Below are 19,992 nucleotides of genomic sequence, written 5' to 3'. Positions count from 1 at the left end.
CCACGAGCTCCTTCTCTCCCCCCTCATCCCCCTCAAGGAGAAGCCCCATGAGCAAGCAGACCGTCCTCGGCCGGGTCACCCAGCTGGCGAAGGCCAACATCAACGCCCTGCTGGACCAGGCGGAGGACCCGCAGAAGATGCTGGACCAGCTCATCCGCGACTATGCGAACAACATCGCGGACGCGGAGGAGGCGGTGGCCGCGACCATCGGCAACCTCCGGCTGATGGAGCAGGACCACCGGGAGGACGTGGAGGCGGCGAAGGAGTGGGGCGGCAAGGCGCTCGCCGCCAGCCGGAAGGCGGACGAGCTGCGGGGCGGCGGGCGGGCGGCGGAGGCGGACCGCTTCGACAACCTGGCGAAGGTGGCCCTGGGCCGCCAGCTCCAGTCGGAGAAGGAGGCGCGGACGGCGGAGCCGACGATCGCCGCGCAGACCGAGGTGGTGGAGAAGCTCAGGACCGGCCTCGACCGGATGAAGGCGAAGCTCGCCGAGCTCCGGGCCAAGCGGGACGAACTGGTGGCCCGCGCCAAGTCGGCGCAGGCGCAGAACACGATGACGGACGCCGTGAGGAACGTCGACGTCCTCGACCCGACCAGCGAACTGAGCCGCTTCGAGGACAAGGTGCGCCGGGAGGAGGCCCGGGCCCTCGGCAAGCAGGAGCTGGCGGCCTCCTCCCTGGACGCGCAGTTCGAGCAGCTGGACGCGCTCGGGGACGACGCGGAGATCGAGGCCCGGCTGGCGGCGCTCAAGAAGTGACCCGGCGCCGCCCCCGTACGCGTACTCGTACGGCTCAGAACATGCTGAGCAGCTGTTCCACCGTGGGCTCCGTCGTCCCCTCCCCGTCCGGCAGGGCCAGTTCGAACCAGACGGTCTTGCCGCGCGGGGTGCGGCGCGAGCCCCAGGAGGAGCTGAGGAGGCCGACGAGCTGGAGGCCGCGGCCGCCCTCGTCGGTGTCCTTGGCGCGGCGGCGGCGCGGCTGGACCAGGCCGGCGTCCCAGACCTCGCAGACGAGGGTGCGGTCGCGCAGCAGGCGCAGCCGGATCTCGCCCTCGCCGTAGCGCAGGGCGTTGGTGACGAGTTCGCTGACGAGGAGTTCGACGGTGTCGACCAGCGGTTCGAGGTCCCAGGCGGCGAGCTGGGCCCGGGCGAGTTCGCGGGCCCGGCCGACCGAGCGGGGCTCCCTGGGCAGCCGCCAGTCGCCGACGGCCTCGGCGGGCAGGCCCTGGACGCGGGCCATGAGGAGGGCGATGTCGTCCTCGCCGTGCCCGGTGTTCAGGCTGCCCAGGACCCGGTCGCAGACGTCCTCCAGGGGGCGGGACGGGTCGGTGAGGGCGCGCCGGAAGGCGCTGAGGCCCTCGTCCAGGGGGTGGTCGCGGGACTCGACGAGGCCGTCGGTGTAGAGGGCGAGGAGGGCGCCCTCGGGGATCTCGACCTCGACCTCCTCGAAGGGCTCGCCGCCGACCCCGAGCGGCATCCCGGGGGGCACGTCGAGCAGCAGGGCCTCCTCGCCGGGTTCCACGAGGACGGGCGGGAGGTGGCCTGCGTTGGCGAAGGTGCAGCGGCGGGTGACCGGGTCGTACACGGCGTAGACGCAGGTGGCGAGGTAGACCTCGGAGAGTTCGGGGCCGCGGTTCTTGTGCGCGCGGGACTGCTGGGTGCCGATGGGGGCGCCGAGGCCGCGGGCGATCTCGTCCAGGTGGGAGAGGACCTCGGCCGGTTCGAGGTCGAGCTGGGCGAGGGTCCGCACGGCGGTGCGCAGTTCGCCCATGGCGACGGCGGCGCGCAGGCCGCGGCCCATGACGTCGCCGATGACGAGGGCGGTGCGGTGGCCGGGGAGTTCGATGACGTCGAACCAGTCGCCGCCGACCTCGGTGGCGTCGGTGCCGGGGAGGTAGCGGCAGGCGATGTCGAGTCCGGCGGCCTCGGGGTCGCCGGGCGGGAGCAGGCTGCGCTGGAGGATGAGGGCCCGCTCGTGCTCGCGGCGGTAGAGGCGGGCGTTGTCGATGCAGACGGCGGCCCGGGCGGCGAGTTCGACGGCGAGGGCCCGGTCGCGCTCCCCGAAGGGCTCGCTGCCCTTGGCGCGGGAGAACTGGACGAGGCCGACGACGGTGTCGTGGGCGGTCATGGGGACGACCAGGGTGGACCGGGCGAGGTCGCCGTCGTCGCCGTGGACCGTGCGGATCCGGCCGGTGCGGAGGGCTCCGGCGTACGGGGAGTTGAAGGGGTAGCGGTGGACGGCGCCGACCTCGATGGGCACGGTGCCCGGGCGGCCGGGGTCGGAGGCGTGGCCCTCGTCGGTCCTGCGGGGGGTGTCGGAGACGGCGCTGGCGAAGGCGACCCGGCGCAGTTCGGCGCTGCCGGCCCCGTAGCCGACGTCGTGGGAGCTGCCCCAGCGGCCCGGCGGCGCCTCGTCGCCGGTGAGGAGGCCCTGGTAGAGGTCGACGGAGGCGAGGTCGCAGAAGCCGGGGACGGCGACGTCGAGGAGTTCGCGGGCGGTGGCCTCCAGGTCCAGGGTGTTGCCGATGCGGGCGCCGGCCTGGTTGAGGAGGGCGAGGTTGCGTCGGGCGCTGGCGGCCTCCCGGGCCGCGTTGTGGCGGCGGGTGACGTCGATGCCGAGGCCCGCGACGCCGATCGGGCGGCCGGAGCCGCTGTGCACGCGGTAGAGGTTGATGGACCAGTGGCGGCGGTCCCTGGCGCCGGGGGCGGCGCCGACGATCCTCAGGTCGGTGACGGACTCGCCGGTCTCCAGGACCTTCCGCAGGGCGCTGGTCATCCGGTCGGCCTCGGCGCGGCCCAGGTAGTCGTGGACGGTGCGGCCGCGGTGGTCGTCGGCGTCGCCGCCGAAGACGGTGGCGAAGCGCCGGTTGGCCCGCCGGACGGTGAGGTCGGTGTCGAAGAGGAGGAAACCGAAGGGGGATTGGCCGAATATCGCCTGGGAGGCGGCGAGGTCGGTCTCGATGCGGCGGAGGGCGCGCACGTCGACGACGATGCACAGCGCGGCCCGCTCCCCCGTCTCGGTCTCGGTCGGCATGACGTACATCTCGGCGACGCCGTGGGGGCGTTCCTCGCCGGGGACGCGGAAGGGGACGAGGCCCGTCCACTCCTTGCCGTCGAGGATCTCCTTGACCCTCCGGTGACCGCGCTCGCGCAGGTCGGCGGGCATGAAGACCTCCACGGGGTCCTTGCCCCTGGCCTCCTCGGCGGTGACGCCGAAGAGGTCCACGGCCCTCCGGCTCCACTGCTCGACCAGCCCGTCGGGCCCGATCGAGAAGGAGGCCACCCGGATGTAGTCGTAGATGGAGCCGGGCGGGCTGCTCTGCCACACGACGCCGCCGCTCGCCGTCTCAGGTATCTCGCTCACGCGACCGTCCCCTCCAGCTCACCGCACCGGACCGGCCATGCCCGCAGTATTCAATACGGCGGGCCCCGGTGGTACGACGTTCACGATCACAGGGTGGTCTCGTTCGTTCCTCGCCGAGTACCGGTGATCGTTGTCCCACCCTCTTTACTCACCAGGGAGAGCCAGCTCGAACCATACGGTTTTGCCGACGGTCCCCTTCCGGGTCCCCCAGCGGCGGGCGGTGCCGGCCACGAGGCCGAGGCCGCGGCCCCCCTCGTCGTCGGGCCCGGGGGCCTTGGCGGTCGGCGGATCCGGAAGCGGATCGGAGACCTCCACGAGCAGGGCCGTGCAGCGGGCCGGGTCGGCGCCGTCGGGGTGGACGCGGACCAGGCGGACCCCGATGGGGCCGGAGGCGTACCGCAGGGAGTTGGTCACCAGCTCGCTGACCAGCAGGACGGTCACGTCGCCGAGGAGCCCGTCGAGCTCCCAGGAGCGCAGGGTCTCGCGCACCGCGTGGCGGGCGGTGCGCACGGCGTTCGCCTCGGCCGGGAAGGTCCACTCGGCGCGGTCGCCGTCGGTGTAGATCACACCCGATCACTTCCCCAGCCGTGCGTCAGCAGGAAGGCCCACGTCCTCGCGCGAGGTACCAATGGGGACATACCCACCATTCGGGGCAAGTTATCCCACCGGGGGCGGTCACCGGCGCACGGTGGCACGAACGGCGTAGGGAGCGGGCCGCGCGCACCGCCGGAGGGCGCACCCCCGAAGGGCCCGGGCCGCGAGGTGCCCCGGCACTCCGCGGGCCTCGGCGCTCGGGGGCCTCCGCACTCCGCGGGCCTCGGCGCTCCGGGAACCTCAGCGCTCCGGGAGCCGCAGCCCGGCCTCGGCGACGGCGGGGCGGTCCTGGTCGAGCCAGTCGACCGAGTCCAGCTCCGACCGGGAGAGCCAGCGCAGTTCGTCGTGGTCCTCCAGGGGGCGCGGTTCGCCGGAGAGCAGGCGGGCGGTCCACACCCGCAGGACGTATCCGGGTTTCAGCGGCCACTCGCCGGGGATGCGCTCCCCCGGCTCGACCTCCACGCCGAGCTCCTCGCGGAGCTCCCGGACCAGGGCCTCCTCCGGACCCTCGCCCGGTTCGAGCTTGCCGCCGGGCAGTTCCCAGCGGCCGGCGAGGTCGGCGGGGGCGCTGCGCCGGGCGGCGAGCAGGCGCCCCCGGTCGTACAGGGCGCCCGCGACGACGACCACGGGAGCGGGGTGGCGGGGGGTCTCGGTGGTGCGTTCCGTCATGGGCGCGAGCGTATCCGGGACCCGGGGACGGGGGCCCTCGGGCGGCTCAGAGGGCGGGGCTGCCGATGCGCTCGACCCAGTAGAGCTGCTTGTGGCCGCGGTCGTCGAGGCTGTCCGCGATCTTCCGCGCCTCGTCCTCGGTCGCGTACCGCCCCACCCGGTAGCGGTTGCCGTTGTCGTCCTGCCGGATGACGAGCCAGGGGAGGACAGGGCCGCCGTCGGTCATCGGGCTCCTCCCTCCGCCGGTCCGCGTGTCGTCAAGGATCTCCGGGAAACCGCAATCCGCATATGCCGGAGCTTACGCCTGACCTTCACACAGCGGATACGGGTTTGCACAAAGAGGCACGGTTCGGCCGGTTACCGACGGAGCACGGCCGAAGTCAGGCCCCGGATCCGGACGCCCGCGCGACCCGACCCGCCGTCAGACTCCCGTCCGATCACAGGAGTACGAGCCCGGGCCCCGAGGACACGGGCCCGGGGACCGACAGGCCCACCCCCCACCGCCCCGAACACCCCCGAAGCCCCCGCGCGGGCACGGGCGGGCAGCGGACCGCGCGGACGCGACGGGGGGCGACGCCGGACACGGCGGCGGGAGCCGCGTCCGGCGGCGGGCACGAAGAGAAGGGGGCGCGGGCGACGGACCACCGCGACACGGAGGGGGTCGCGGCGCGGGGGCGCGGCCCTGGGAGACACGGCGGGAGGGGCCGCCAGGCGGGCCCGTGACACACAGAGGGCGCGCCACGGGAGGGGCGGCGGAAAGGGTCGCGACGCGGAGCCCGTGGCACACGGAAGGCGCGCCAGGGGGAGGTGCGGCGGGGGTCGCGGCGCAGGGCCCGTCCCGTGTCACCTCACCGGCAGGTGGTACGCGATCCGGTAGCGGTCGGCCGGGACCACCACGTCGGCGGTCTCGACGGCCCGGCCCGAGGCGTAGTAGGTCCGCTCCACGACCATCACCACGTGGCCCGGGACCCCGCCCAGCGCCAGGAGCTCGTCCGCGAGGCCGGGGCGGGCGCCGACCTCCTCCACCACGTTGTCCACGACGACGTCGATGGCGGCCATCCGCTCGACCACCCCGCAGCCGCCCAGGGGCCCCTCCTCGGGCAGCATGACCGGCGTCCGGCCGGTGACGGCGAGGGGCTCCCAGGAGGTGGAGACCATCATGGGCTCGCCGCCGTCCCGGTACACGTACCGCGTGCGCATCACCCGCTCCCCCGGCTCGATACCGAGCCGTCCGGCCACCTCCGGGCTCGCGGGCTCCTGCCCGCTGTGCGAGTCCCAGGTGCCGCGGGCCCCCTCGGCCGCCTGCTCCTGCCGGAAGGGGCTGGCCCCGGAGGCCGGGCGGTAGCCGGAGCGGGCGATCCGGCGCGGCACCGGGCGCTCCCGCACGTACGTCCCGGAGCCCGAGCGGCCCTCCACGAGCCCCTCGGCCATCAGTACCTTGCGGGCCTCCAGTGCGACGGTGTCCGACACCCCGTACTCCTCGCGGATGCGTGCCTGCGAGGGGAGACGGGTATGGGGAGGAAGCGAGCCGTTGGCGATCTTGTCCCGCAGATCGCTCGCCACGCGCAGATAGGCGGGCTGCTCACCGAACGTCACTGGACACTCCCCTCAGGTTGACTGTCAGCTACAGCGTGACAACCGTGGGTCGCGGACCGCAAGCATGGGCCAGAGTTTCACTCGAAGTGATGAAGCTTCCCGCCGTACACCTCCTCTACCGGGATTCACCCTTCGGCGGATGCGGTCGGATCCCTTGACCCCATTGGTACAGACCAATACTTTCCTCCCTGCACGCACGCGCACCTCCGCACGCTCCATCCCGCCTCGCACAGGAACGAGCCCATGCGTCCCAGAGCCATGTCCAAGCTGACCTTCGGCGCGGCCACCGCCGTCACCCTCGGCCTCCTCGCCACCCTGGCCCCCACCGCCGGCGCGCACCAGGCCCCGCACGGATCCGCCCACCAGTCCTCCCACAAGCCCTCCCACGGGCAGGACCTCAAGCGGATCGGCTACTTCACCCAATGGGGCATCTACGGAAGGAACTTCCAGGTCAAGGACCTGGAGACGAGCGGCACGGCCGCCAAGCTCAGCCACGTCAACTACGCCTTCGGCGTGATCGGCCCGGACGGCAAGTGCCTCATGGGCAACGCCCCCGGCTCCGACCCGTGGGCCGACTACGTGCGCCCCGTCGACGCCGCGAACTCCGTGGACGGCGTCGGGGACGCCGACGGGCAGCGCCTGGCCGGCAACTTCAACGAGCTGCGCGAGCTGAAGGCCGAGCACCCGGGGCTCAAGGTCATGATCTCGCTGGGCGGCTGGACCGGCTCCGCGCACTTCTCCGACGCGGTGCGCACGGACGCCGGCCGCAAGACCCTCGTGGCCTCCTGCATCGACACGTACATCAAGGGCAACCTGCCCGTGGACGGCGCCCGCGGCGGCGCCGGGGCGGCCGCCGGGATCTTCGACGGCATCGACCTCGACTGGGAGTGGCCGGGCTCGGACGGCGCCCCGGGGAACGTGATCCGCCCCGAGGACAAGCCCAACTTCACCAAGCTCGTACGGGAGTTCCGCGTCCAGCTCGACGCGTACGGGCGCTCGCTGAAGAAGCGCAAGCACTACGAGCTGAGCGCGTACGTGCCCACCGCCCCCGCCAAGATCGACGCGGGCTTCGAAGTCGCCAAGATCATGCGGGACTTCGACTTCGTGAACCTCCAGGGCTACGACTTCCACGTCTCCGGCGAGCCGAGGACGGCACAGCAGTCCGCGCTGTACGCGAAGAACGACTTCAGCGTCGACCAGACCGTCAAGGCCTGGCTGCGGCGCGGCGCCCCCGCCCGCAAGCTCGTGGTCGGCATGCCCTTCTACGGGCAGGGCTGGACCGGGGTCACCGGCGGCGGCAACGGCCTCGGCAAGCCCGCGGCCGGCCCCGCCCCCGCCACCTGGACGGCGGGCTCCGAGGACTACGAGTTCCTGAAGCGGCTCGCGGAGTCGGGGACGTACAAGCTCTACCGGGACGAGAGGAACGGGCACGCCTGGCTCTTCGACGGCACCACCCTGTGGACGTACGACGACCCCACCGTGCTGCGCACCAAGGCGGCCTACGTCCGGCAGAACGGGCTCGGCGGCGCGATGATCTGGTCGCTCGACGGGGACACCCCGGACGGCGAGCTGATCACCGCCGTCGACCGGGGCCTGAAGCGGCGCTGACCCCTGCGTCCCCCTTGTGCCCGGCCGCCGAGCGGCGGCCGGGCACGGGGCCGCCGGGCGCGCCTCAGGTCGAGGTGCCCGCGCCCTCCGGCGGGGTGTCCGTCAGGCCGAGCGCGCCCCGCGCGTCCCCGGTGGCGGGCAGGGCGTCGAAGGCCGTGTCGTACGCCTCCCAGTACGCGTCGGCGTCGGCCGCCGTCGCCAGCGCGCGCCACTGCTTCGAGGTCGCCGCGAGGTCCTTCCGGAGCGTCGCGACCGGCTTCGTCGCGGCGCCGGGCCAGGAGTGGCGTCCGAGGGCCGCGTGCGCCCCGTCGATCGCCGCCAGGACCTCGCCGGCCCAGGCCTTGTTGGCCGCGAAGTCCTCGTCGGGGTCCTCCTCCGGCTCCCGGTAGAGGACCGTCTCGATCGGGTTCAGGGACTTCAGGAAGTGCGTCTGGTCGGCGTCCAGGGTCGTGGCGTCGGAGCGCAGCGAGCCGCTGAACGGCTTCTTCTCGCCGGCGAGCGCGCAGGTCACGGTCCGGTCGCCGAGCTTCCAGCTCTGGCTGCTGGGCAGGTAGTAGAAGAGCCAGACGTCCTCCGGGATCGCCCAGGTGTCCATCGCGTACGCGAGGTTGACCGTCTCGCAGCGCTTCTCCGCGATCGCGTCGATCGCGTCCTCGCCGGGCCAGGTGGTGAAGCCGGTGACCTCGAAGCCGCCGGTGACCTCGCCGTCGTGCGGGCGGGCGCAGTCGACGACGGTGACCTCCGTCGTGTAGTCCTTCGTCTTGCCGTGGTCGCTGAAGCACTGGCCGGTGCGCAGCGAGAACGGGGACTTCGAGCGGGCGGCCTCGTCCACGCCCTCCTCGACGCCCTTCTTGAAGCCGCTCCACGCCGAGGAGAAGCCGCCGGTCACGAGGCCGAGGACGAGGAGCACGCAGCTGAGCGCGGAGAGGACGATGCCCGCGATCGCGAGCCCCTTGCCCGCCTGGCCCCTCTTCCTGATCCGCGGGAGGGCCACGAGGCCCAGGACCAGGCCGAGGGGGGCGAGGCAGCAGACGACGCCGGAGACGAGGGAGGCGACGGCGAGTCCGCTGGTGCTCCGCGGGGGCTGCCCGTGGGGGCCCGCGCCGGGGCCGCCGGGCGGGCCGTAGGGGCCGGCCGCGTAGGGCATTCCCGGGGAGGTGTACGGCCCCGGGGCGGGCCACTCCTGCGGCTGCGGGCTCCCCGGGGGCGGCGGGGGCGGCTGGATCGGGTCCACGGGTGGGTGCTCCTGCGGGGCGGTGGTGCGAACAGGCGAACGAGCGCGCATCGTACGCGGTCGGACCGACACCCGTCGCGCGCGTATCGCGGGGCGGGAGGAGCGTCCGGACACGCGGAAGGGGCGGGCGCCCTCGGGCGCCCGCCCCTCGTCGTTCGGCGTGCGGTGTTCGGTTTTCAGTGCTCAGGAGGCCCGGGGCGGGTCAGAACTGCAGGCCCCAGGAGTCGATCTTCCCGGTGTCGTAGGTCGCGTTGTCCGTGACCCGCAGCTTCCAGGTGCCGTTGGCGACCTCCGAGGAGGCGTTCACGGTGTACGTGGTGTTGATGTTGTCCGTGCTGCCGCCGGTGCCGAAGGCCTTCAGCGTGTACGCCGAGCCGTCGGGGGCGATCAGCTGGACCTGGAGGTCACCGATGTAGGTGTGGACGATGTTCACCGGCACCTTGAGGGTGGCGGGGGCGTTGCCGGTGACGCCGGTGACGGTGATCGGGGACTCGACGGTCGCCCGGTCGGCGATGGTGTAGTCCGTGGTGTTCTCGAAGTTCTTGCCGGGGGGCGGCGGGGTGGTGCCGCCGTCACCGACGTACAGGAGCCGGTTCGGGGAGCCGGAGCCCGGGTTGGTCACCACGTTGGGCGTGGCGGCGTTCACCAGGGCGGTGCCCACCTGGGCCGGGGTGGCCGTCGGGTTGCTCCCGAGGTACAGCGCGGCCGCGCCGGCGACGTGCGGGGCCGCCATCGACGTACCGGAGATCGTGTTGGTGGCGGTGTCGCCGGTGTGCCACGCCGAGGTGATGGACGAGCCCGGGGCGAAGATGTCCAGGACGGTGCCGTAGTTCGAGAAGCTGGAGCGGGCGTCGGTGTTGGTCGTGGAGCCGACCGTGATCGCCTCGGTCACCCGGGCCGGGGAGTAGTTCGACGCGTTGGCGTTGCTGTTGCCGGCGGCGATCGCGTACGTGACGCCGGACGCGATCGAGTTGCGGACGGCCGCGTCGAGGGTGGCGTCGGCGCCTCCGCCGAGGCTCATGTTGGCGACGGCCGGCTTGACGGCGTTCCGGGTCACCCAGTCGATGCCCGCGACGACGCCGGCGGTGGTGCCGGAGCCGTTGTTGTCGAGCACGCGGACGCCGACGATCTTCGCCTTCTTGGCGACGCCGTGGGCGGTGCCCGCGACGGTGCCGGCGACGTGGGTGCCGTGGCCGTTGCCGTCCTGGGAGACGTTGTCGTTGTCGACGGCGTCGAAGCCGTTGAAGGCGCGCCCGCCGAAGTCGCTGTGGGAGATCCGCACACCGGTGTCGATGATGTACGCCGTGACGCCCTGGCCCGCGTTGTCCGGGTAGGTGTAGCTCTGGTTCAGCGGGAGGGCCCGCTGGTCGATCCGGTCCAGGCCCCAGGACGGCGGGGAGGGCTGGGTGGCGTTGATCCTGAAGACGCGGTTCTGCGCCACGGACTTCACCGCGGGGTCGGCCGCCAGCTTCCTGGCCTGCGCCTCGGAGAGCTCGACGTTGTAGCCGTTGAGCGCGGAGGTGTACGTCTTCTTGATCTTCGCGCCGTACTCGGCGGCGACCGCGCGGCCCTCGGCGGTCTCGGCCGGCGCCGACTCCTCCAGTGTGACGATGTAGCTGCCCGCGATGGCGCCTTCGGCCCCGGCGTTCTCGATGACGCCTTCCGGGGCGGCCGGCGCGGCGGTGGCCGGGAGGGCGGAGAGCGAGCCGAGGGTGAGGGCGGCGACGGCCACCGCGGCGGCGGCGGCGACTCTGCGACGCGAATCACGCATCACTGACATGTGAGGGTTCCTCCTCATTGGTGGTGCGCTGCTGTGGGGGTGCGACAGGGACATGACAAGCAGACGCGAGGTGTCCGCGCCGTTTCGAACGTCCGGCTGTCGAGCGAAAGATTGGCGGATCCATAGGAATCGCACAAGGGTGCCCGGCACCCCGTAACGTCCGCGCCACACGGCTGCCGTCCTGGGCCGCATGGCCGCCTGCACGTGCCCCCGGTGCCGCGTTTCCTCCCCCGTCTCCGCACTCACCTGGTGTTGTCCGCGGTGTCGCGGGCCGTGGGACCTCGACTTCGCGAGCGAACCGGTCTCCCTCCCGTCACTCGCGTCACGTGTGAATTCATTGTGGCGTTACACGGAGGCGCTGCCTCCGCTGCCGTGTGCGCCCGAGGAGACCCTCGGGGAGGGCCGCACGCCCCTCGTGCCCCTCACCGCGTCCGTTTCGGCCGAACTCGACTTCCTCATGCCGACGTTGTCGTTCAAGGACCGGGGCGCGGCGGTGCTCGCCGCGCACGCCCTGCGCCTCGCGCGGGCCGGCGGTCTCGACCGGGTCGTGGCCGACAGCAGCGGGAACGCGGGCACGGCCGCCGCCGCGTACTGCGCGCGGGCCGGGCTCGCCTGCCGCGTGTACGTTCCCGGAGGCACGTCCCCGAAGAAGGCGGAGCAGATCCGGGCGCACGGCGCCGAGGTGGTCGAGGTGCCCGGCGACCGCGAGGCGTTCCACGCGGGCGCGGACGACATCGCCGGGCCCGCCGCCGCCCGCCCCACCCTCGCCGAGGGCATCGCGATCCCGGCGCCGCCCCGGGCGCGGCAGATCCTGCGGGCGGTCCGGGCGACGGGCGGCACGTTCCTGACGGTGCCGGAGGAGCGGATCCGCGCCGCCCAGCGGGACCTGGCGCGGCGCGGTCTCTTCGTGGAGGCCACGGGCACGGCCTGCTGGGCGGCGGTGGACGCGGCCCCGCCGCGCCCGGGCCTCACGGTGGTGCCGCTGTGCGGGGCGGGGGCGAAGACGGGCCTGGCTCCCTGAGCCGGCTCCCCCGCCCCGTACGGACCGGATCGCGTACCGGTGCGGGGGCCGCCCGTCAGAACTCGTCGGCGCCGTTGCGCAGCTCGTACGTCCAGTAGCCCGTCTTCGCGACGGCCTCGTTCACCGCGAGGCCGCCGGCCGGGGCCTTGACGACGACGCTGCCCTCGGCGGGGCCGTCGGCGGCGAAGAGGTTGACGGTGAACTCCTTCACCACCTTGTTGTCCTCGTGGACGCCGCCGAGGGAGACCCGCACGTTGGCGTGGGCGGGCTCGCCGTTCTTCAGCACGATCGGGGCGGCCGGCTTGCTCTTCGCGACGGCCGGGACGTCCTTGGCGGTCTGGATCGGGCCGAAGGCCAGCAGCGGGTACTCGAGCAGGGTGCAGGCGCGGCCGGAGACGTTGGTGGCGGTGAGGACGACGTGCTCGGTCGGGACCTCGTCGGCCTTCTCCACCGTGATCCTGACGTCGCCGTGGGCGCAGGCCGGGGCCTTGGCGGAGGCCTTGGCGCCGGTGGCGGAGCCGGTGGACGCGGTGGAGGCGGTCGTGCCCTTGCCGCCGGCCGTGGAACCGCCGGCGGTGGTCCCGCCGGACGTGGAGCCTCCGGCCGTGGAAGCGCCGGTCGTGGAACCTTCGGTCGTGGAGCCGCCGGTCGTGGCGGTCGCGCCGCCCTTGGCGGCGTTCTGGTCCGCGGCGGCCTGCGGGGCGGAGCTCGCGCTGCCGGCGTCCTTGGCGCCCGTGTCGGAGCCGCCGCAGGCGGTCAGGCCCAGCGAGAGGGCGGCGACGGCGGCAGCGGCCAGGACGGTGTTCTTGCGGTGGTGACGCATGGTGGTTCTCCCCCGGGAAAGCGGTCGGCCGGCGCGCTCGGTGGTCGCACGCCGGTGCACCTTTTCGGTGCGTGCGCACCGGTTCGTCGATCGGTGCGGTATCCAGCTTTCCGTCCCGTACTGCCGTCCCGCTTGCGTGCCGCTAACGATCGGCTGACAGGCGCGCAAGGCGGTCGGCGGCCCGTGCCGAACCCTCCGGGAAACCGGCCTTCTCGGAGGCCACGATCGCGCGTTCCAGCTGGTCGGTGGCCTCTTCGAGGCGTCCGATGCCGGCCAGCGCCTCGCCCCGGACGATCTGGAGCTGGGCCCGTACGACCGCCGCGTCGGGGGCGACCAGTTCCTCCGCGCGCAGGGTGTGGGCGAGCGCCGCCCCGTACTCCTCCGCCTTCAGGCAGTGGTCCGCCAGGTGCTGGAGGGTGAGGACCTGGGTGGAGGGGTGGCCGGTGCGGTCGGCGAGCGAGACCGCGTGCAGCATGAGCAGGCCGGCCCGCTCGTGCTCCCCGGTGGCGTCCAGGACGGCGGCGTGGTTGACGTAGGCGATGGCCTCGCTGATCGGGTCGCCCGCGCGGGCGGCCAGGCCGGGCGCCTTCTCCAGGTGGACGAGCGCCTCGGCGTCCCGGCCCTCCGCGTGCAGGATCCAGCCCAGCAGCGCCCGGGTCCGGGACTGCGCGTCGACGTCGCCGATCCGCTCGGCGGAGACGAGCCCGGCCTCCAGGATCGGGGTCCAGCCGTCCCCGATCCGCATGAGCATCAGCGGCCACGGGACCAGCGCGAGCCGCCAGGCCCGGTCGTGCAGACCGAGGGCGGCCGCGGCGGCGACCGCGCCCTCCAGGGCGGCACGCTCGGCCACGTACCACTCCAGGGCCGCCGCGCGGTCCTCGAACTCCCTGACGGCGGCGGGCCGCCGGGCGTCGGCGGGCAGCGTGTAGCAGGGCTGGGAGCCGGGCTCGGCGGCGGCGTCGACCGCGAGCCCCGTGTAGAGGTAGTGGTCGAGGAGGCGGTGCAGCCCCTCGGGGTCGGCCTGCGGGGCGAGGTGGCGGGCGTAGAGGCGGACGAGGTCGTGCGGGGTCCAGCGGCCGGGGACGGCCTCGGTGAGCAGGTGGGCGGCGGCGAGCCGGTCCAGGTCGGCGGAGGCCTGCGCGGGCGAGGTCCCGGCGAGCGCGCCCGCCGCGAACCGGTCGAGGTCGGCGCCGGTGTGCAGGCCGAGCGCGCGGAACATGCGGGCGGCGGAGTCGGGGAGCTGCTGCACGGTGAGCCGCAGCGCGGCGGAGACGCCCCGGTCCTCGACGTCGAGGAGGGCCAGTCTGCTCTGCTCGTCGGCGAGTTCGCCGACCATGGCGTCCAGGGTCCAGGCGGGCCGCTCGGCGAGCCGGGCCGCCGTCACCCGCAGCGCGAGCGGCAGCCCGTCGCAGAGCCCGGCGAGCCGTGCGGCGGCGGCGGGCTCGGCCGCGATCCGGTCCTCGCCGAGGACGGTGGCGAGCAGGGCGGCGGCGTCGCTCTCCGGCAGATGGCCGAGCGGCACCGGCCGGGCGGCGTCCGAGGCGACGAGGCCGCCGAGCCGGTCGCGGCTGGTCACGAGGGTCGCGCAGTGGTCGCCGCCGGGCAGCAGCGGCCTGACCTGCCCGGAGGAGCGGGCGTTGTCGAGGACGACGAGCAGCCGGCGCTCGGCGGTGAGGGAGCGGAAGAGGGCGCCGCGCGCCTCGACGCCCTCCGGCATCCGCCGGTCCGGGACGCCGAGGGCGAGCAGGAACTCGCGCAGGACGGCGGCGGTCTCGGGCGCGGGGGTCTCGCTGAAACCCTTCAGGTCGGCGAAGAGCCGCCCGTCGGGGAAGTCGGCGCGCCGCTCGTACGCCCAGTGGACCGCGAAGGCGGTCTTGCCGACGCCCGCCGGCCCGGTGACGAGACAGACGGGCCCGTCCCCGCCGCGTACCGCCCGGTCGAGCGCGGCCAGCTCGGCGCCCCGCCCGGTGAAGCCGCGCGGCGCCCGGGGCAGGCCCTCCGGCGCGGGGAGCTCGGCGGGCGGGGCGACGGGACGGGCGACGGGGGCGGGCTCGGCGGCGCGCAGCAGCGTCGCGTACGCCTCGCTGAGCGTCTCGCCGGGGTCGACGCCCAGCTCCTCGGCGAGCAGCCGCCGGGTCCGGTGGTACCAGTCGATCGCGTCCGACTGGCGTCCGGAGCGGCCGAGGGCCAGCATCAGGGCGGCGGCGAGGGACTCGCGCAGGGGGTGGGCGACGGCCTCGGTCCGCAGGACGGCGGCGGCCCTGGCGTGCTCGCCGAGCTGCCCGTACGCCTGCGCCAGCGCCTCCACGGTGGCGAGCCGCAGCTCCTCGAGCCCGGTGGCGGCGGCCTCCAGGGGCCTGCTCTGGACGGTCCCGGTGAGCGCGGGCCCCTGCCAGTACGACAGCGCCTCCCGCAGCATCCGGACCGCGTCGGCGGGCTGCCGCTGCACCCCGGCGAGCCCCACCAGCTCCTCGAACCGGTGCACGTCCACCAGCGACTCCGGCATCCGCAGCACGTACGCGGAGCCCTGGGTGGCGAGCTCGACCCCGTACGCCTCGGCCCCGTGCTCGGCGAGCAGGGCCCGCAGCCGCGAGACGTGCCCCTGGAGGACGGTCTTGGCGTGGGTGGGCGGCTCCTCCTCCCACAGGGCGTCGATCAACTGCCCGACGTTCACCGCGCTGTTGGGGCGGAGCAGGAGCATGGCGAGGAGGCTGGACCGCTTGGCGGGTCCCAGGGCTACGTCCCCGTCCTCCGTCACCATCGCAACGGAGCCGAGCAGCCGGAACTCCACCTTCACACCTCCGCGATCACACCCCCGTTTTCCCCGGCAGTCGAGGATACGTGGGGGAAGAGGGCCCTCCGCGACGCGGAGTTGCCCGCGCGACGCGCATCGGCCGAAACCGGACGTGGTGTTCCACACAGTGGCGTTCCGTACGGCGGCCCGCACGCCTCAGACGTAGCCGTTCTCGACCGCGCGCTGGCCGAGCTGGAAGCGGCTGCGGGCGTCCAGTCTCTCCATCAGCTCCGAGATGAGGCGCCGCTCGCTGCGCAGGGAGATGCCCAGGCGGCGGGCCGCGGCCTCGTCCGTGTGGCCCAGGGCCAGGAGGCGCAGCAGCTCGCGGGGCTGCGAGCCGGGGTCCTCCAGGCTGCGCCGGGGGGCCTCGCCGAACGGGACCGCCGACGCCCACACCGCCTCGAACAGCGCGAGGAACGCCGTCACCGCGCCGGGCTGGCGCAGCAGCACCGCGCCCGCCGCGCTGTCGGCCGGATCGATCGGCACCATCGCCAGCTCCCGGTCCTTGATCCACAGGCGCATGGGGAGCGCGGGCACGGTGCGGACCTCCGCGCCGCGCTCGGTGAGCCAGCGGGCGTGCTCCAGGGTGCCCGGGGCGTTGCGGATGGAGTCCAGGTACACCGAGCGCATCCGCACCCCGCGCGCCAGCGGCTCCGCGCCGGTCGCCTTGCTCGCCGCGAGGACCTCCGGCGTCTGGGCGCCGCCGGGCACGAAGGCCAGGGACTCGTCGCGCATGGTGGGCACCAGGTCGCTCATCCGGGCCCGTACCGCCTCGGCGCCGCGGAGGTGTTCGACCTCCGGCTCCTCGTCGCCGCCGTGCCGCGCGGCGTACTGGGCGAGCAGCATCTCGGCGGCGGCCTGGCTGCGGGCCAGCGTGCGGTTCCGCTCGGCTATCTCGGCCTGCTGGAACGCGAGCAGGGTGTCCAGGGCGGCCTTGGGGTTCACGACGTACAGCCGGCCGGGGTCCGGCCCGTCCGACGTGAGCAGTTCGAGCCGCGTCAGCTCCCGGAGCGCCCCGTCCAGCGCGTGCGCCGAGCCGTCGAACTCCTCGGCGGCCTCCGCCGCGGCGCACCCCGGCCGGGCGAGGACGAACCGGTAGAGCCGGTCGGCCGCTTCCGTGAGACCGAACGGAGTCAGCACGTGGACAGCTCCCCCACACGTCACGGCGCTGCGGAGGGCGGTGCGGCCCGGCGCGCCGGCGGCCGCCGCCCTGGGACGTACCGCAGTGTCGGACACGGGCCGCGGCGGCGCAACGCACGTCCGACGGGCGGACGCCGGACGGGCGCCGGGTCGGGGCCCCGGTGTCGTGCCCCCGCGTCAGAGCACGCCGTTGACGAGGAGCATGTGGAGCGCGACGCCGCCGCCGATCGACAGGAGGGCATTGTCCGTCTTCGCGTACATGAGCGCCGCGACGGCGAGCGGGACCAGGTGCGGGAGTCCGTACGGGTGGGCGGTCACGTCGACGTCCTTGACGGTGTACGCCACGAGCAGCACCATCACCCCGGTCGGCATCTTCTCGCCGAGGTGGCGCAGGTAGCCGTGGGCGGCGGGCTTCCGCAGGGCGAGGAACGGGGCGGCCCGGAGGGCCAGGGTGACCAGGGCGATCACGCCGACGACGGCGAACGCGTGCGCGTCGGAGAGGGTGCTCACTCCGCCGCCTCCTCGTCCTTCCGGTACGTGGCGCTGATGAGGGCCACGTAGAGGAGCAGGCTCACGACGAGGAACGACTCGCCGACCACGTACCGGTCCACGACGTACCCGACCGCCCCGGCGCCCAGGGCGAGCAGGACGAGGGCCGCGCTCCTGCTGCTGCGCACCGCGTTGACCGCGAGGGTCAGGAACATGGCGGTGAGGGCGAACTCGAAGCCCTTGACGCTCTCCGGGACCACCTGGCCGAGCAGGGCGCCGAGCAGCGCGCCGAGGAACCACCAGACGTGGCTGACCACTTGCAGGACGGTGATCTGCCGTCCGGTGAGGTGCGCGCCGGGGCCCGCGGAGGTGATGCCGTACGTCTCGTCGGTCAGGGCGAAGACGCCGTACGCCTTCCGGACCCGTCCGCGCAGCCGGCCGATCGGGAAGGAGAGGCCGTAGAAGATGTGCCGGAAGTTCACGATCAGGGAGGTGAACGCGACCTGGTAGAGCGGCAGTCCGGCCACCATGAAGCCGACGGCGAGGAACTCGATGGAGCCCGCGTAGATGAGGAGGGTGGAGAGCGGGGCCCAGTACCAGTTGACGCCACTCGCGGTCAGCAGCACGCCGAACGCGACGCCCAGCGGGATGTAGGCCATGGCGACGGGCACGGTGAGCCGGAACGCTTCCCCGGTGCCGCCTTGGGGTTGCGGGCGGTCCGCCTGTTCCGTGGGGTCCGCCCGTTCTGTGGGGCCCGCCTGCTCCATGGGGTCCGCCTGTTCCGTGGGGCCTGTCCGTCCTTCGGGGTCCGTGCGTTCCGTGGGGTCCGTCCGTTCCTCGGGGTCCGTGAGGGGTGGCGATGCGCGCATGCGCGGTCTCCTGCGAGTTCGTGTACGTGGGGCAGGGCGGCCGAACGGCCGGGAGGGACCCAGCTTCACCCGCTCCGATCCGCCTGTCACCGCTCGCCGGGTGCCACGAAGCTGCATGGCACGGATGTGCCAGGAGCCGCCCGGAAACCCGCGGGGGCCCCGACCTGAGGGGTACGGGACGGAGGCCGGGGCGACGCCGCGCGTCCACCGCCTTCGCCGACGGGCCCCGTTCACCGTGCCCCCGACGACGGCGAGGACACCGGAGTTCAGGTGCAGGCCCACGTCCGAGGAGGTGGCCTCGGAGAGGCCGGCCGCCATTCCGGTCAGCGGGGGCAGCAGCGTCACCAGGACGCCGAGGGCGGCTTCGTCGCCCCTGCCCGGATCAAGCACTGCGACTTCGTGAAGCAGAGGCCCCACCCATGGTCCCGTCATTCTCGAACACTTCGTCCCGGTCATGGTCGATCCCGGTCACTCCGAGGAATGGACAGGGAGCAATGGCCGACGAAAGAGGCAACGGGCAACACCGTCGGGGCTCGCGTCGCCCGGTGATCATCTGACGACGGTTCCGTGAGGGCGCCCGCGCCGAGAGTACGGGGCGTGCGGGCGCCGGACCACGGACCACGGAAGAGACACGATGAGACACCGTTTTCCCAGCCTGTTGTTGGTCGCTCTCTGCGGCCTCGCACCAGCTGTGTTCGGACACCTCGTGCACTGGTCGGCATGGCTGTGGGGCTTCATGTCCATGGTCACGACCTCCGGTTCCCTGCTCCTCGTGATGGCGGGCCTCAGCGGTGGTCGTGCGCCGGCCGGCCCGTACGAGTCCGGGGAGACCGAGCCGCCCGCTGCTCCGGCGGAGCCGCCGTACCAGGGGACACAGGTGATCGACGCGGTGCTGCCGAGCGCGACGGACGGTTACGACTTCCTCTTCTCCGCCACTGTGTGGTGGAGACCGGTCCCCGACCACACCGACCGGTCCGACAGCGCCTTCGCCTCGCTCGCCAGGTCCTCGATCGTCAGCCGGGCCCGTGAGATCGTCCGTCACGAGGAACCCGGCCGGGCGAGCTTCGCGCAGTACCTCCTGGATGGGGAGTTGGGCGTCCTGCTCCCGCACCGGAGCGGGCGGGTGGAGGCGCTGGCGGAGGGGGTGACGCTGGTTCTCGCCCCCGCCGACCGCGAGCGCCTGCGGAAACTGAACGACCTGCGCAAGGACGAGGAGCTCTGGGAGTACGAGCGTCAACACGAACGCAACAAGCGTCGCTACCTCAGTGAGGATGTGCTCAAGAGCGCGGGCAGCGCGGTGGTGTGGTGGCTCGCCCGCCACGAGGACGAGATCGACAAGGCGGTCCGCATGATCGGCCCGCTCGCCCAGATCTCGGCGGCGGCCAACGACGAGGAGGTGCCCGAACTCTTCCGTCACCTGCTCGTGCCGCCCGTGAGCGGCCAAGGAGAGGAGGTGTTCGATCGCGAGCGGGAAGTGGGGGTCTCGGTCCGGCTGCACCTGTTGTTGGCGGAGGCGGGCCTGAAGCCGGACATGGACGGATACGCGGTGCTCGCGCACCGTGTGGTGCGGAGTCTGAGAGAGCAGGGGCTGGACGAGGCCGCCGAGGAGATCGCGCGGACCTTCTTCTCGACACCCGGCGAAGAGGGGGACGAGGAGCCTTCGGGCGAAGGGGACGCCACGGGGCCCTGGCCACCACGCTTCTCGGACCTCGATGACTCGCTGTCCACCGATACGGCCACGGCCCCGGAAGCGGACGAACAGGACCGGGGCCGGTGGGAAGCCGACGAGGACGACATGGCACCCCCGTCCTTCTGGGACCCCTCGTACAGCTCGCACCGCCCCACCACGCCTCGCGTTCGGGAGGACGACGGGTCCAGAAGCTGATCCGGTGAACAGCCGCCCCTCGGGGGCTCCCCTTCACCGAACACCGTGACGGAGAGCCCTCCTCAGGCACAGAAACCGACGTGGGGCCCGGCCTTTCATGGCCGGGCCCCACGTGACCCACGTGCTCGCC

Annotated in this window: 16 protein-coding genes; 4 read left to right on the top strand and 12 right to left on the bottom strand. The window is 73.6% G+C overall.

Annotated elements, in window-relative coordinates:
- The first annotated feature begins 47 nt into the window (after positions 1 to 47).
- Positions 48 to 755 (top strand): PspA/IM30 family protein, encoded by a 708-nt coding sequence (locus CP977_RS22460; protein WP_062752410.1) that lies wholly within the window; start codon positions 48 to 50, stop codon positions 753 to 755.
- 34 nt (positions 756 to 789) lie between these two features.
- Here CP977_RS22460 and CP977_RS22455 read toward each other — a convergent pair whose 3' ends face one another.
- The 5 genes from CP977_RS22455 to CP977_RS22435 all read right to left on the bottom strand — a co-directional run bounded on the left by CP977_RS22455 (position 790) and on the right by CP977_RS22435 (position 6,219).
- Complete coding sequence (locus tag CP977_RS22455) at positions 790 to 3,360, bottom strand: SpoIIE family protein phosphatase (RefSeq protein ID WP_062752411.1); 2,571 nt, start codon at positions 3,358 to 3,360, stop codon at positions 790 to 792.
- A gap of 144 nt (positions 3,361 to 3,504) precedes the next feature.
- Positions 3,505 to 3,927 carry an ATP-binding protein gene (locus CP977_RS22450; protein WP_062752412.1) on the bottom strand — a complete coding sequence of 141 codons (423 nt, stop codon included), beginning with the start codon at positions 3,925 to 3,927 and terminating at the stop codon, positions 3,505 to 3,507.
- A 267-nt stretch (positions 3,928 to 4,194) separates the two neighbouring features.
- Positions 4,195 to 4,623: a (deoxy)nucleoside triphosphate pyrophosphohydrolase gene (locus tag CP977_RS22445; RefSeq protein WP_062752413.1), complete on the bottom strand. Its 429-nt coding sequence runs from the start codon at positions 4,621 to 4,623 to the stop codon at positions 4,195 to 4,197.
- Positions 4,624 to 4,669: 46 nt separating this feature from the next.
- Positions 4,670 to 4,849 carry an SPOR domain-containing protein gene (locus CP977_RS22440; RefSeq protein ID WP_062752414.1) on the bottom strand — a complete coding sequence of 60 codons (180 nt, stop codon included), beginning with the start codon at positions 4,847 to 4,849 and terminating at the stop codon, positions 4,670 to 4,672.
- Positions 4,850 to 5,466: 617 nt separating this feature from the next.
- The gene (locus tag CP977_RS22435; protein WP_062752415.1) at positions 5,467 to 6,219 is read right to left on the bottom strand and encodes a GntR family transcriptional regulator; all 753 of its coding nucleotides are present in this window, start codon (positions 6,217 to 6,219) and stop codon (positions 5,467 to 5,469) included.
- Between the two features lie 243 nt (positions 6,220 to 6,462).
- Between CP977_RS22435 and CP977_RS22430 the strand changes: the two genes are divergently transcribed.
- Complete coding sequence (locus CP977_RS22430; protein WP_062752416.1) at positions 6,463 to 7,827, top strand: glycoside hydrolase family 18 protein; 1,365 nt, start codon at positions 6,463 to 6,465, stop codon at positions 7,825 to 7,827.
- Between the two features lie 64 nt (positions 7,828 to 7,891).
- Here the strand turns inward: CP977_RS22430 and CP977_RS22425 are convergent, their stop codons facing one another.
- Complete coding sequence (locus CP977_RS22425) at positions 7,892 to 9,061, bottom strand: DUF4190 domain-containing protein (protein ID WP_159072871.1); 1,170 nt, start codon at positions 9,059 to 9,061, stop codon at positions 7,892 to 7,894.
- Between the two features lie 202 nt (positions 9,062 to 9,263).
- On the bottom strand, positions 9,264 to 10,841 hold the full coding sequence (locus CP977_RS22420) for a S8 family peptidase (protein WP_062752417.1): 1,578 nt from the start codon (positions 10,839 to 10,841) through the stop codon (positions 9,264 to 9,266).
- Between the two features lie 190 nt (positions 10,842 to 11,031).
- Here CP977_RS22420 and CP977_RS22415 point away from each other — a divergent pair, with 190 nt between their 5' ends.
- Positions 11,032 to 11,862 carry a pyridoxal-phosphate dependent enzyme gene (locus CP977_RS22415; RefSeq protein WP_152370721.1) on the top strand — a complete coding sequence of 277 codons (831 nt, stop codon included), beginning with the start codon at positions 11,032 to 11,034 and terminating at the stop codon, positions 11,860 to 11,862.
- A gap of 55 nt (positions 11,863 to 11,917) precedes the next feature.
- Here CP977_RS22415 and CP977_RS22410 read toward each other — a convergent pair whose 3' ends face one another.
- The 5 genes from CP977_RS22410 to CP977_RS22390 all read right to left on the bottom strand — a co-directional run bounded on the left by CP977_RS22410 (position 11,918) and on the right by CP977_RS22390 (position 17,977).
- On the bottom strand, positions 11,918 to 12,685 hold the full coding sequence (locus CP977_RS22410) for a DUF4232 domain-containing protein (protein WP_109185303.1): 768 nt from the start codon (positions 12,683 to 12,685) through the stop codon (positions 11,918 to 11,920).
- A gap of 142 nt (positions 12,686 to 12,827) precedes the next feature.
- Positions 12,828 to 15,476, bottom strand: coding sequence for an AfsR/SARP family transcriptional regulator (locus CP977_RS22405; RefSeq protein ID WP_152370720.1), 2,649 nt, complete (start codon positions 15,474 to 15,476; stop codon positions 12,828 to 12,830).
- Between the two features lie 159 nt (positions 15,477 to 15,635).
- On the bottom strand, positions 15,636 to 16,619 hold the full coding sequence (locus CP977_RS22400; RefSeq protein WP_062752419.1) for a helix-turn-helix transcriptional regulator: 984 nt from the start codon (positions 16,617 to 16,619) through the stop codon (positions 15,636 to 15,638).
- Positions 16,620 to 16,796: 177 nt separating this feature from the next.
- Positions 16,797 to 17,129, bottom strand: a complete 333-nt coding sequence (locus CP977_RS22395) for a branched-chain amino acid transporter permease (RefSeq protein WP_062752420.1) — start codon at positions 17,127 to 17,129, stop codon at positions 16,797 to 16,799.
- Entirely contained in the window at positions 17,126 to 17,977 is an 852-nt protein-coding gene (locus CP977_RS22390; RefSeq protein ID WP_199834577.1) for an AzlC family ABC transporter permease, read from the bottom strand. The genes CP977_RS22395 and CP977_RS22390 overlap by 4 nt, the downstream gene beginning before the upstream one ends.
- 634 nt (positions 17,978 to 18,611) lie before the next feature.
- Here CP977_RS22390 and CP977_RS22385 point away from each other — a divergent pair.
- Positions 18,612 to 19,862 carry a hypothetical protein gene (locus CP977_RS22385; RefSeq protein ID WP_152370719.1) on the top strand — a complete coding sequence of 417 codons (1,251 nt, stop codon included), beginning with the start codon at positions 18,612 to 18,614 and terminating at the stop codon, positions 19,860 to 19,862.
- Positions 19,863 to 19,992 lie beyond the last annotated feature (130 nt).

Source organism: Streptomyces cinereoruber (assembly GCF_009299385.1).
GTDB lineage: Bacteria > Actinomycetota > Actinomycetes > Streptomycetales > Streptomycetaceae > Streptomyces > Streptomyces bikiniensis.
This window is presented reverse-complemented; position numbering and strand designations above follow the sequence as displayed.